The 11,950-nt window shown below is 65.0% G+C and carries 11 protein-coding genes; 3 read left to right on the top strand and 8 right to left on the bottom strand.

Annotated elements, in window-relative coordinates:
• Genes BIO17B3_RS18420 through BIO17B3_RS18430 form a run of 3 tightly spaced genes read left to right on the top strand, consistent with a single transcriptional unit; the run spans position 1 to position 4,090 of the window.
• Positions 1 to 954: a hypothetical protein gene (locus tag BIO17B3_RS18420; protein WP_156055109.1), complete on the top strand. Its 954-nt coding sequence runs from the start codon at positions 1 to 3 to the stop codon at positions 952 to 954.
• 8 nt (positions 955 to 962) lie between these two features.
• Entirely contained in the window at positions 963 to 2,579 is a 1,617-nt protein-coding gene (locus BIO17B3_RS18425; RefSeq protein WP_156055111.1) for a DNA mismatch repair protein MutS, read from the top strand.
• Positions 2,576 to 4,090, top strand: a complete 1,515-nt coding sequence (locus BIO17B3_RS18430) for a DNA mismatch repair protein MutS (protein WP_156055113.1) — start codon at positions 2,576 to 2,578, stop codon at positions 4,088 to 4,090. Before BIO17B3_RS18425 ends, BIO17B3_RS18430 begins: the two co-directional genes overlap by 4 nt.
• 8 nt (positions 4,091 to 4,098) lie before the next feature.
• Here BIO17B3_RS18430 and BIO17B3_RS18435 read toward each other — a convergent pair whose 3' ends face one another.
• The 8 genes from BIO17B3_RS18435 to BIO17B3_RS18470 all read right to left on the bottom strand — a co-directional run bounded on the left by BIO17B3_RS18435 (position 4,099) and on the right by BIO17B3_RS18470 (position 11,942).
• Positions 4,099 to 4,596 carry a HEAT repeat domain-containing protein gene (locus BIO17B3_RS18435; RefSeq protein ID WP_232054338.1) on the bottom strand — a complete coding sequence of 166 codons (498 nt, stop codon included), beginning with the start codon at positions 4,594 to 4,596 and terminating at the stop codon, positions 4,099 to 4,101.
• Complete coding sequence (locus BIO17B3_RS18440) at positions 4,593 to 4,919, bottom strand: DUF190 domain-containing protein (RefSeq protein WP_156055114.1); 327 nt, start codon at positions 4,917 to 4,919, stop codon at positions 4,593 to 4,595. Before BIO17B3_RS18440 ends, BIO17B3_RS18435 begins: the two co-directional genes overlap by 4 nt.
• Positions 4,916 to 5,299: a fluoride efflux transporter CrcB gene (crcB, locus tag BIO17B3_RS18445; RefSeq protein WP_013123322.1), complete on the bottom strand. Its 384-nt coding sequence runs from the start codon at positions 5,297 to 5,299 to the stop codon at positions 4,916 to 4,918. The genes BIO17B3_RS18440 and crcB overlap by 4 nt, the downstream gene beginning before the upstream one ends.
• Before the next feature lie 73 nt (positions 5,300 to 5,372).
• A complete protein-coding gene (locus BIO17B3_RS18450; RefSeq protein ID WP_156055116.1) occupies positions 5,373 to 7,376 on the bottom strand; it encodes a proton-conducting transporter membrane subunit in 2,004 nt (667 codons plus the stop codon).
• The gene (gene nuoB / locus BIO17B3_RS18455; protein WP_156055118.1) at positions 7,363 to 8,184 is read right to left on the bottom strand and encodes an NADH-quinone oxidoreductase subunit NuoB; all 822 of its coding nucleotides are present in this window, start codon (positions 8,182 to 8,184) and stop codon (positions 7,363 to 7,365) included. Before nuoB ends, BIO17B3_RS18450 begins: the two co-directional genes overlap by 14 nt.
• Positions 8,185 to 8,199: 15 nt before the next feature.
• Positions 8,200 to 9,798 (bottom strand): NADH-quinone oxidoreductase subunit C, encoded by a 1,599-nt coding sequence (locus BIO17B3_RS18460; RefSeq protein WP_156055120.1) that lies wholly within the window; start codon positions 9,796 to 9,798, stop codon positions 8,200 to 8,202.
• 1 nt (position 9,799) lies between these two features.
• Positions 9,800 to 11,257 (bottom strand): proton-conducting transporter membrane subunit, encoded by a 1,458-nt coding sequence (locus BIO17B3_RS18465; protein WP_156055121.1) that lies wholly within the window; start codon positions 11,255 to 11,257, stop codon positions 9,800 to 9,802.
• Between the two features lie 4 nt (positions 11,258 to 11,261).
• Entirely contained in the window at positions 11,262 to 11,942 is a 681-nt protein-coding gene (locus BIO17B3_RS18470; protein ID WP_156055122.1) for a hydrogenase, read from the bottom strand.
• Positions 11,943 to 11,950: the final 8 nt, after the last annotated feature.

Raw genomic sequence — 11,950 nt, forward strand, 5'->3', positions numbered from 1 at the left:
ATGCCTGCTTCAGACGCTCTTATTTCTTCGATTCGCGCGCAGGAAATTCTCGATTCCCGCGGCACGCCGACCGTCAAGGCCACGATCACGCTGCAGTCGGGGGCGCGCGCCTCGGCGGCGGTGCCTTCGGGGGTTTCCACCGGCAGCAACGAGGCGGTGGAACTGCGCGACGGCGACCCGAAGCGCTATTTCGGCAAAGGGGTGCGCAAGGTGATTGCTCACATCGAGGGCGAAATCGCCGAGGCGCTCAAAGGGCGGGATGTGTGCGATCAGGCCGCGATCGACGCGGCACTCATCGCCCTCGACGGCACGCCCAACAAGGCGCGTCTGGGCGCCAATGCGCTGCTGGCGGTGAGCATGGAGCGCGCGGGCTATCGGCCGGGAGAAGATATCGCCATTGCGCTCGACCCGGCCTCGACCTCGTTCTACAAAAATGGCCGCTACCACTTGAGCCGCAGCGGCAATCAGGTGCTCGACAGCCAGGAGATGGTCGAGCTGTATCAAGGTTGGCTCAACGTCTTTCCCATCGTCTCGATCGAAGACGGCCATGCCGAGGACGACTGGTCCGGCTTTGCTGCGATGACGCGCCAACTCGGCGGTCAGATTCAGATCGTCGGTGATGACAACTTTGTCACCAATACCCGCATCATCCAGCGCGGCATCGACGAAGGCACGGCCAATGCCTCGCTCATCAAGCTCAACCAGATCGGCACGGTGAGCGAAACCATCGCCGCGGTGCGTCTGTGCCAGAAAGTGGGCTGGGGCACGGTGATGTCGCACCGCAGCGGTGAGACCGAAGACGCCTTCCTGTCCGACTTTGCCGTGGCCGTGGGCGCGGGGCAGATGAAGTCGGGCGCAACGGCGCGCAGCGAGCGGCTGGCCAAGTACAACCGGCTGATGGAGATCGAAGCCGAATTGGGTGATCGGGCCGAGTTCGTCAACCCCTACCGTTGAGGTCTGGTATGACGGGTGCGCCGGGGTTTCACAGCATCGTCCATCCCACGCCGGAGCAGGAGGTCGCGCAGTCTCGCCCGGATCTGCGCGATGTGTTCCACGACCTGTTCTTAGAGGCGATTTTCATGGGGGCTTACGGCAGCTTTGCCCCGCGCGAAAAGCCGTCGCTCTATGTGGTCCATCAGGGAGATGACGAAGCACCCTATCGTGCCGAGGTGCTGGTTTTGCTGCAGGCGCTGTTCGGCACGCCCTTGCATGAGCTGAGCGTGGTGCAGTACCGTCAGGCCGTACTACGCGACCTGAAACAGGCGCCGCTGCTCAAGGGCATGCGGGCGTTTCAGCGCGGCATGCAAGAGTTTCGCGCCTCGCTGCGTCGCGCAGAAAAGGCGGATTACGCCGCTGAAGGACAGCGCTGGTTCGTGGACGCCGCCTTGATTTACGGCCATGCGCTGCAAGCCCTGCATCAGACGCTGGTCGGCGCCGATCTGCAGTCGCAGGCGCTGCAATCCTTGCAGGGTCATGTCGCCGACTTGCTGGTCTCGCCCGCGTACACCGCGCGCATGAAGGAAGCGCAGGCTTTGATCCAAGCGCTGGCGCAGGTGCGCTATGCCTTTCGCGTGGACGGCACCGCAGTCACCGTGCTGCAAGACCCGCAGGAGCCGGACTACAGCGCCACCATCGCCGATACTTTCGCGTGCTTTCGCCAGGGCGAGGTCAAAGACTACCGTGTGCAGTTCAACCCGGCTTCGCGGTTGAACCATGTGGAAGGGCAGATCCTCGACCGTGTCGCCCTGCTGCACCCGCAGGTGTTCGAGCGGCTGGCGCAGTTTCGCAGCGCGCAGGAAGGGTTTGCCGAGGCCCGCATCGTGCGGCTGGACCGCGAGCTGGCCTGGTATCTGTCTTGGATCGACTACACCCAGCGCCTCGAGCGCGCCGGACTGCCGCTGTGTTTTCCCACCCTCCACCTCGAACAGGGGCATATCGACGCCCGCGAGGCCTACGACATGGCGCTGGCCTGGCAATGCCTGGATTCGCAAAAGCCGGTGGTGTGCAACGACATGGCGCTGCAGGGCGACGAGCGCATGCTGGTGGTCACCGGCCCCAACCACGGCGGCAAGACCACACTGGCGCGCACCTTCGGCCAGTTGCACTACATCGCCTCGCTGGGTTTGACCGTGGCCGCGCGCAGCGCCAGCCTGTTGCTGCCCGACCAGATGTTCACCCACTTCGAGCGGGTCGAAGACATCAACAATCAGCGCGGCAAGCTGCAGGACGATCTGGTGCGCATGCACCGCATTCTGGCCGCGGCCACGCCGCACAGCCTGGTGCTGATGAACGAGATTTTTTCGTCCACCACGCTTGATGATGCGCTCTGGCTGGCGCGGCGCGTCATGGCGCGGCTCGCGGCCATCGGCGCGGCCTGCGTATTCGTCACCTTTCTCGACGAACTCTCCACTTTCGATGCGCACACCGTGAGCATGGTCGGCACGGTCGATGCTAAAGACGCGACCCTGCGCACCTTCAAAGTGGTGCGACGCGCCGCCGACGGCAAGTCTTACGCGCTGGCGCTGGCGCAGAAATTCGGCGTCACCCGGCAACAACTGCTTGAGCGTATTTCCCCATGAAAGCCCATCTGCTGTTTCCCGATCGTGACTTCGATCCCAAGGCCGATCCGCCGCCGCAATGGCCCGAGCTGGCGCAAGACCTGGAGGTCGATACCCTGCTGGGCGCCATGGCCGAGGGTGACGCTTTTTTGCTCGACGTGGCGGCGCGCACCCTCATGGCCGCCAGCGGCGCGGGAGATGCCCGCGTCATCTCCTATCGGCAGGCCGCATTGCAGGATGCGCTAGACCACCCCGAACAGGTGAGGGCGCTCTACGCGCTGGTGGTTGAAGCCATCGACAGCCGCAAGAAGCATCTGTTCGGCCTGGGGCTGTTCGGGCGTTATCCCAGTTTCAACCTGCGTGGCGCGGTCGAACTGCTGCAGACCTTTGTGCAATACCTGCGCCGCCTGCGCCAGCAGGCTGATGCGCTGAGCGGCAGCTTCCGCTCCGAGGCCTTCGGCACGCTGTTCGAAAGCCTCAAGCGCGACATCAGCGATGACTATTTCGACACGGTGCAGGAGCATCTGGAGACGCTGCGATTCCGGCATGGCGTGCTGCTCAGCTCGGGCCTTGGCCCGGGCAATGCGGGCAGCGGCTATGTGCTGCATGCGGGCAATGGCAGCCGTCCCGGCTGGCTGGTGCGGCTGCTGCACCAGGCCCCGCCGCAATACACCTTCCGCCTGGCCGAGCGCGACGAGGCGGGCGCGCAGGCGCTGTCTGAACTGGTCGATCGCGGCATCAACGACGTGGCCAACGCCATGGCGCAGGCCACCGATCATGTGCTGAGTTTCTTTGAGCTGCTGCGCGCCGAACTGGGCTTTTACGTCGCCTGCCTCAATCTGCAACAGCGGTTGGCGGCGCTGGACGTGCCGTTGTGCATCCCTACGTTCAAGCCGATCGGCGCCTTGCAATTGCGCACGCAGGCGCTGCGCGACCCCACTCTGGCACTCACCCTGCAACGCGCCCCAGTGGGCAATACGCTCGAGGCAAACGGCAAGAACCTGATCGCCGTGACCGGGGCGAACCAGGGCGGTAAGTCCACCTTTCTGCGCTCCGTCGGGCTGGCCCAGCTCATGCTGCACGCCGGCCTGTTCGTCGCGGCCGAATCGTATGACGGCGAGCTGGCCAGCGGTCTGTTCAGCCACTACAAGCGCGAGGAGGATGCTGCCATGCAGGGCGGCAAACTCGACGAAGAGCTCGACCGCATGAGCGTGATGGCCGATCAGATTCGCCCCGGCGCGCTCTGGCTGTCGAACGAATCGTTTGCCTCGACCAACGAACGCGAAGGCTCCGAACTGCTGCTGCAGGCGGTCGATGCGCTGCGTCAGCGCGGCATCAAGGTGGCGCTGGTTACGCACCTGTTCGACGCTGCAAGACGGCTGCAAGGCCAGAACGCCGATCAGGTGCTGATGCTGCGCGCGCAGCGCCGCGACGACGGCGGCCGCAGCTTCCGGCTCGAAGCGGGTGAGGCGCTACAGACCAGCTTCGGCGCCGATCTTTACGCCGAAGTCTTCGGGCCGGATGAATCCTGATCGTCCTGTCAATCGGCCTTGTCCGCTTGGCAATGGGCTTGAAGCAGGGACTGGGCGCGGGTACGCACGGCGTGCGCTGGATGCTGCTCAGCCAGCCGCTGCAACGCGGCTTTGAGCAGCGGGTCGCCCGCGGGCATCTCGGCCAGGCTATGCAGGATTTCCAGCCCCTCGATCACATCGCCGTCATGCTCCAGCGCACAGTCGGCCAGCGCCCCGATGGTGTGCGGATCGGCCTGTTTGCCCAGCGCGATGATGGCGCCCATGCGCGTTTCGCTCAGGGGATGATGCAGGGCGTGGATCAGGCGGTCGGGGTAGGGCGTGTGCCGCGCGTAATCGTCGAGGTTGGTGCCGCAGTCGGGGCAGACCTGGGCATCGAGCGGAATCTCGGCAAAGCACCAGGTGCAATACTGAAAAGCGCTGCGCTCGCCCATGAAAAACGCTCCAGGCCAGAACGCGATATGCGGGTCGACGACGTTGAATTTTCTCGGCTGAACTCGGCGCCTCATTGACAGCCGCACTGCGCCAACCAATAGACGATGTGGCCCGGCGGCACCATTTCCTGAATCCGCGGCAATACCGACTCGACCACCTCCGGCTCATCGAAAAACTCCAGTACCAGCGGCAGATGGACGTTAAGCCGCAGCAGGTCGTCGGCATGCACTTCGCCCTTGCTGCCGAAACCGGCCACGCCGCGAAACACGGTGACGCCGTGGACTTTGTGCTGTTCGTGCAGCAGCTTGAAGATCGAGCGCATCAGGTCGTGATGATCGGTGTCCTTGTCGCCCTCTTTGATATAGACGCGAACCATGGTGACGGATTTGGCGCTCATGCTGAGACTCCCATATTGCGTGACAGAAAGGCGCCGAAAATGGCTGCTGCGATCGACAGCACGACCGAGGCGCCGATATACAACCCGGCCTTCACCATCTCGCCGTTCTCGATCAGATTGAGCGATTCCAGCGAGAAGGTCGAGAAGGTGGTGTAAGCCCCGAGACCGCCGGTGAGAATGCCGGTGCGCAACTCAGGGCTGACGTTGATGCGCTCCAGGGTTTCGAAAAACAAAAAGCCCATCAGAAACGAACCGAGCACGTTGATCGACAGCGTGGCAAAAGGGAACGAGCGTCCCAGCATGCCCTGAACGACGATGCTCTGGCCGTAGCGCGCGAACGCGCCGATGATGGCGAAGAGGGCGATATACACATAAGTCATAGATAGATCCAACAAGGCGAAGACGAAAAGACTGCTGTGACATCAACACAGCCCAAAAGCGGGAAATACCGGCTCAGCCTGGCGTCCACACCAGCACCAAGCCGAAAATCACCAGCAACAACACGCCGATATAAGCCAGATAGACGTTCATCAGCCCGTTCTGCAGGAATCGCAATTTGCGCGCCAGCCATTGCACTGCCTGAACCGCAGGGTTGAACAGCAGCGGGCCGAACAGCGGCGCCTGCGAATAGTCGAACTGCAATTCTTTCAAGAAATAGGCCTTGCCCTCGAACTGCCGCGCCACCGCGTTTTGCGGACGGTAGATGAAGCTGTAGAACACCCGCAGCGCGTTGGAGAACGACAGCGCCGTGGTCGCCCCGGCGTGCGCGGCGTAGTCTTCGCCGCCGCACCACAGCGGCGCACGGCGCACGGCATAGCGGCGCCGCCCCCACACCAGGGCCAGCGGAATGAGGGCGAGCAAGGGCACGACGATCACCAGCATGGCCGGGGAGATGAAGGCGAACCCGGCCGACAGCGGCACCAGCAGCCAGTCGTGCGTCATCTGCTGCGGGGCTTGCGCGGCGGGCCAGGCCGAGGCGGCCATCTGCGGCAGCCAGAACACCAGGCTGACGGCGAACGCGGGCACGGCCAGGCCGGTGATGAGCACGGCTCCCCGTTGCAGCGAGGTGAGCGCGGTCTGGTGTTTGCGGTGCTGCGCGGCGTGTTCCTCGTTCTGCCCGAGCAGGCCGACGCCGAACAGCTTCACCATCGTCGCCAGCGCAATGGCCGCGGTCAGCGCCATGCCGGCACCAGCCAGCGCCAGGGCGATGCGCGAACCATCGGTCTTGAGGGTGAAGTCGTGGAACAGGCTTTGGAACAGATACCACTCGCTGACGAAACCCGCGGTGGGCGGCATGGCCGCCAGACTCATCGCGCCGAACACCGCGCCTAGACCGAGGGTGAGCGGCGCATGACGCAGGATGGCGCTTTGCCGCAAGTGATGGTCGCCCTGCAGCGCGGCGGCGGCATCGGCGCTGAGAAACAGCGTGCCCTTGGCCAGGCTGTGGCCCATGAGGTGCAGCATGCCCACCGTCCAGGCCAGGGCCGAGAGGGCGTCTTGTCCGCCGGCGCGGAAGATGAGAGCAGCCCCCAGCGCGGTGACGGCGACCCCGGCGTTTTCGGCGGAGGAGAAGGCGAGCAAGCGCCGCCAGTCGCTCTGCTGGAAGGCATAGAGAATCGCCAGAATGGCGGTGAACGTGCCTGCGGCCAGCACCACCACGCCGAACGCGGCCAGCCAGGGCGGATGGCCCATCCACTGCAGCAGCGCGCGGCCGAGGGCGAAGTAGGCCGCGTTCATCACCACCCCGGACATCAGCGCGCCGCTGGCGCCACTGCCGCTGCCGTAGGCGCCGGGGTACCACTCGTAAAACGGCAGCAGCCCGAGCTTGGCGCCGAAGCCCGCCAGCCACAGCAGGCCGAGGAAAAAGGCCGAAGCCACGCCCCACTGCGTCCATTGCAGCGCGTAGGTGCCGAAGGCCAGGCTTTGGCCCAGCATGAGCACGGCCAGCAGCAGCGCCACGCCGCCGACTTCGAGCAGCGCGAGCATGAACAGATTGTCGCGCCCGGCCTGCACGCTGCGATGGTCGGCCAGCAGCATGAGCGCGCCGCCGAAGCCCATCACTTCCCAGGCGATGAGAAAGCTCGCGCCGTCCTGCAAGCCATACACCCCGAGCGCCCCGAGCAGCGACAGCGCCGCACCAGCGGCCCAGCCACGGGCGTGCCCCGTGCCGCCAAGCAGGCTGGCAAAAAAGGCGGGCAGCAGCGCGGGCAGCATCAGCCACAGTGCGGCGGCATCGGGCTGAAACACCACTGGCGAGTTGCCCAACAGCAGCAAGGTCTGACTGGCGCCGCCGTCGGGCAGTCCCCACAGCGCGCCGAGCGCCGCCAACGCGCAGCCTGCCGCCAGCAGCAGACGGGGCAGGGCGGTGCCGATGAGCAGATCGGCGAGCAGGGCCAGCAACCAGGCCAGCACGGCCAGGCCGAAAGCGGTCAACGAGACGGAATCAGGCAGATTCATAAACGCCTCCGTGCACCCGCTGCGGACTGCGCCGCAGCAGCAATAGCAGGGCTTCGATCAGCGCCGCCGGATTGGGCGGGCAGCCGGGCAGCCACACGTCCACTGGCAGAATGCCGTCCAGCCCCTGGTGGCAGGCATAACCGCCGCCATTGGTGCCGCCGCCGGTGGCGCAAGTGCCGGCGGCCATGACCCAGCGCGGCTGCGGCATGGCCTCATAGGTGCGTAGCAGCGGCTCGCGCATGGCGGCAGTCACTGGGCCGGTGACCAGCAACAGGTCGGCAAACCGCGGCGAGGGTGTGAAAAAAACGCCCAGCCGGTGCAGGTTGTAGAAGGGGTTGAGCAGGGCCTGCAGCTCGCTTTCGCAACCGTTGCACGAACCGGCGTCCACATGGCGGATGTGCAGACTTTTGCCGAAACCTTTCATCGCTTGCGCGAGTTCGGCTTCTTTCGCGGCGTCGGGGTTCGTGGGGGCGGCTTGGGCGGGGTTGAGCAGATCGGCCTTGTCGCGCACGCCAAACGCCCAGTCGTGGCTGACGCTGAAAGCGCCTTCCGGGCAGACCTCGGTGCAGAGCTGGCAGCCGACGCAGCGGGCGTAGTCGAGCTGAATCGCGCCCGCATCGCTGCGCGTAATGGCCGAGGCCGGGCAGGCCGCGACGCAATCGCTGCAGCCGCTTTGCTCGCTGGAACAGCGCGCGGCATCGAAGCGCGGCAGGCCGAGAACGCCCTCCTGCCCGTCCGGGCCGGGGCGCTCGGGCCAGGGGGTGGTGGCGCGGCCTTTTTGAAGGCCAAACCAAGTCCATACAGGCATGGTGGCTCTCCTCTTTCAGCGGTCAGCGCCAGCGATGGACAGGCCGAAGCTGGCTTCGTTGATGGCGTAATCCATCATGTTGCTGTCCTCCACAGTGAATGGAAACACCCGCCAGTTCGAGAACGACGGCTCTTTGATTTTCACGCGCTGCAGCCGGGTGCGGTCTGCGCTGAGGTGCACGGCGTAAAGCAGACCGCCGCGCGTGGCCTCCACCCAGCCCAGCCCTTCGCCCTGCGGATCGGCGTCTTCCATCACGTCGAAGCGCAGCACCCCGCCCGGCTTGGTGCGGCCGATGGTCTGACGAATGATGGCCAGCGATTCGCGGATTTCTTCCATGCGCACCAGTGAGCGCGCGTGGGCGTCGCCGCCTTGCTGCACGGGCACGTTGAAACGCACTTTTTCGTAGTGGGCGTAGGGATGATCGCGGCGCAGATCGCGGTCCAGGTTGCTGGCGCGCTCGATCGGGCCGCAAGCGCCCTGGTCGAAGGCCACCTGGCGCTCCAAGCGGCCCGTGGTCATCAGCCGGTCGAGGTGGCTGCGAGTGTTTTCCAGGCGCTGCAGATAGCGGTCGATCTCGTCGTTGACGCTGTCGAGCGCCTTGTCCAGCCCGGTTATGTCGAGGTCGCGGCGCAGGCCGCCGGGGGTGATGAGCCCGCGCAGAAAGCGGCTGCCGGTGAGTCTGCCGTTGATCTGCTTCACCCTCTCTTCCAGCAGATGGCCTTCGGTCTCACCGACCTTGAGCGTGGTGGTCTTGGACAGATGGCCGAGGTAATGCAGATGGTTGTACAGACGCTCCAGCTCGGCCAGGACGACGCGCAGATAGCGGGCGCGCGGCGGTGGGCGCCAGCCCATGGCGCCCTCCACAGCCTGGGCAAATGCCAGCGCATGCGCCACCGAGTCGATACCGCTCACGCGCTCGGCCAGCACCGCGCCCGTCGCCAGCGTGGCGCCTTCAAAGCGCCCTTCCATCGCCCGGTGCTTGTAGAACAGCCGCGGGTGATAGTGCAGGATGCCTTCGCCGATGTAGAAAAACAAAAACTGCGCCGACTCCACAATGTCGGCCCGCACCGGGCCGAAAGGCAGACGCTGGATGTCCGGCCCCTGCACCTGCGGCACGATGGGCGGCAGCGGCGCATAGTCTCTTGCCGGGGCCGCGGGGTCGAAGCCAGACGCCAGGGGCGCCGGATCGCGCGGCTCGCCCTCGTGCAAAACCAGCGGGTTCGGCTCGGGATGACCTTCGAAGCGCAGGCCGTACAAGTCCATCATCTCGCGTTCGTACCAACCCAGCAGCGGCAGCTTGTTGGCCAGCGAGGGCAGGGTTCGGTCATCGGACCTGACGCGCCAGATCTTGTAGGGCTGGTTCGCGCCCTGGCTGAGCAAACCGTCGGGCCGCCCCAAGGTTTGCTCGCCCCCTTGGGGGGCAGGCGCCGCTTGCGGCGCCGTGGGGGCGCTACTGACGTAGATCACTTCCATGTCGCCCTCGGCGCAGCCACAGGCGTAGGCCATCTGCATGCGGCCGTGGGCGCTGGGCGTATCGCCCAGTTCGGTGAGCAGGCTGTCGGCCGCCGTCGGCAATTCGGCGGGGCTCAGGCGGGTGGTGTCGCAAAAACGCATGTCACACCCCTCCCAGTTGCGTGGCGATGCCGGCCAGATGATTCCAGATCGGCGGAAGCCACCACAGGCCGAGCAGCAGGATGGCGGCCAGCGCCACCACCATCGGCGCCACATGCACGAATTTCAATTTCAGATGCGGCGCATGGTCGGGGCGCGGGCCGAAGAACATGGCGCGGAAGTGATTGAGAAAGCCGATGAATATGACGATGAGCAGCACCGCCATCAGCCAAACCGCCCAGGGGTTGGCGCTCTGCATGCCGCCGCGCAGAATGGACAGCTCTGAAAGAAACAGCCCGAACGGCGGCGCGCCGGTGATGGCCACCGCCCCGGCCAGCCATATGGCGCCGCTGCGCGGAAAAAAGCGCAGCACGCGGCGAATCTTGGCGATCTCCTTGCTCTCATAAGCGTGCATCATGTTGCCAGCGCCGAAAAACACCAGCGATTTGGTCAGCGAGTGGTTGAGCATGTGATAGAGCGCGCCGATCACCCCCAGCGGGCCGCCGAAGCCGAAGCCCAGCGCGATCACGCCCATATGCTCCATACTCGAATACGCCGCCAGCCGTTTGACGATGGTTTGGCGGCTGATGAACAGCGCCGCCACCAGCAGGCTGAAGGCGCCCAGCACGACCAAGGCGGTGCGCGCCATCGTTTCAATGGACGTGGCTTGCAGAATGTGCAGATAGCGCACGATGCCCAGCATGGCGCAGTTGAGCAGCGCGCCGGAGAGCATGGCCGAGACAGGCGCCGGGCCTTCGCTGTGCGCATCCGGCAGCCAGGTGTGCATGGGTACCAGGCCCACCTTGGTGCCGAAACCCACCAGCACCAGCAGGAAAGAAAGCATCAGCAGCAAGGGCTCGGCCTTGGGGGCGATGGCGGCGAGATTGGCCCAGGTCATGTCGTACACCGGGCCGAGGATGAAGGTGCCGGCCCAGTAAAACAGCACCGTGCCCAGCAGCGCCAAACCCAGCCCGGCGGAGACGATGACGATGTACTTCCACGCCGCCTCGATGCTTTCGGGCGCGCGTTGAAAGCCCACCAGAAAGGCGCTGACTATTGTTGTGAGGTCGATGGCGATCCAGTACAGGCCCGGATTGTTCTGCGCCGGGGCGAAGAACATGGTCAGCGCGAACGCCGCAAACAACGAATAGAAGCGGTGCAGCCGCGCCTCTTCGCCGTGCATCCAGCGCATATAGCCGATGGCGTACACGCTGGCCAGCAGGTACACGATGGCCAGGCAGAGCATCACCCACACGCCGAAGGTGTCGAGCAGCAGGTAATGGTTCAGCGTGGTGATGGGCTGACTTGGCGTGGCGATGAGCAACACGACGACCAGCACGAAATCGATGATGGCCGCGGCGAGGTTGAGCGCCTCGGCCACGCGGCTGCGACGCGACACCCAGCTCCCCGCCATCGCCAGCGCGGTGACGATCCAGATGGCATACAAGACGTTCCAGATCATCGCCTCACCCCACCAGCCTTGTGAGTTCGCGGCTGCTCGTGGTGCCCACTTCCTTGTGCAGGAAACGAATCAGCATGCCGAAGGTCGAGACGACGATCAGCAAGTCGAACAGAATCACCATTTCCAGCAGCAGGGGCATGCCCGGCACCAGAATCTGCGAGCCGAGAAAGATGCCGTTCTCGATCACCAGCAGCCCGAGGATGGAACTCACCGCCTCCGCCCGCAGCACCAGCATGAGAAAGCCGATGAGTTTGAGCGAGAACATGGCGGTGAGCGCGAGCACCGCGATGTTGTCCACCAGATTCATACGCACGCCCAGCTTGTGCGCAAGCGCATAGGAAAACAGCACCAAAAAGCCGCCCAGCACGATGCTCGACGCCGGTTGCAGCAGCGGCGTGAATTCGCGGTTCTGTCCCAGGCCGTTGACGATACGCACCAGCAGATAGGGCAGCAGCGTGCCGCGAAACAGCGCGGTAAGCGCGGCGATGAAGATCAACTCCGGGTAATGCCCGCTGATGCCGATGGCCGCCGACAGCGCCGCGATCACCCACGATTCTGCGGCGAACGCCAGAATGTGGTTCTTGATCCAGTGCGAGCCCAGCATGACGAACGCCAGGATGAGCGCGACGATGGTCAGCAGGCTGAAGAGCGAAGCCTGCACGCCGCCGAGGTGGAAGATCAGCATGGTTGGCC

The organism is Thiomonas sp. OC7 (genome assembly GCF_900634595.1).
GTDB lineage: Bacteria > Pseudomonadota > Gammaproteobacteria > Burkholderiales > Burkholderiaceae_C > Thiomonas > Thiomonas arsenitoxydans.

Excerpts from the sequence above, each read along its gene's own strand:
- BIO17B3_RS18420 (WP_156055109.1), top strand. The coding sequence starts at position 1 with ATGCCTGCTTCAGACGCTCTTATTTCTTCGATTCGCGCGCAGGAAATT.
- BIO17B3_RS18425 (WP_156055111.1), top strand. The coding sequence starts at position 963 with ATGACGGGTGCGCCGGGGTTTCACAGCATCGTCCATCCCACGCCGGAG.
- BIO17B3_RS18430 (WP_156055113.1), top strand. The coding sequence starts at position 2,576 with ATGAAAGCCCATCTGCTGTTTCCCGATCGTGACTTCGATCCCAAGGCC.
- BIO17B3_RS18435 (WP_232054338.1), bottom strand. The coding sequence starts at position 4,596 with ATGAGGCGCCGAGTTCAGCCGAGAAAATTCAACGTCGTCGACCCGCAT.
- BIO17B3_RS18440 (WP_156055114.1), bottom strand. The coding sequence starts at position 4,919 with ATGAGCGCCAAATCCGTCACCATGGTTCGCGTCTATATCAAAGAGGGC.
- crcB (WP_013123322.1), bottom strand. The coding sequence starts at position 5,299 with ATGACTTATGTGTATATCGCCCTCTTCGCCATCATCGGCGCGTTCGCG.
- BIO17B3_RS18450 (WP_156055116.1), bottom strand. The coding sequence starts at position 7,376 with ATGAATCTGCCTGATTCCGTCTCGTTGACCGCTTTCGGCCTGGCCGTG.
- nuoB (WP_156055118.1), bottom strand. The coding sequence starts at position 8,184 with ATGCCTGTATGGACTTGGTTTGGCCTTCAAAAAGGCCGCGCCACCACC.
- BIO17B3_RS18460 (WP_156055120.1), bottom strand. The coding sequence starts at position 9,798 with ATGCGTTTTTGCGACACCACCCGCCTGAGCCCCGCCGAATTGCCGACG.
- BIO17B3_RS18465 (WP_156055121.1), bottom strand. The coding sequence starts at position 11,257 with ATGATCTGGAACGTCTTGTATGCCATCTGGATCGTCACCGCGCTGGCG.
- BIO17B3_RS18470 (WP_156055122.1), bottom strand. The coding sequence starts at position 11,942 with ATGCTGATCTTCCACCTCGGCGGCGTGCAGGCTTCGCTCTTCAGCCTG.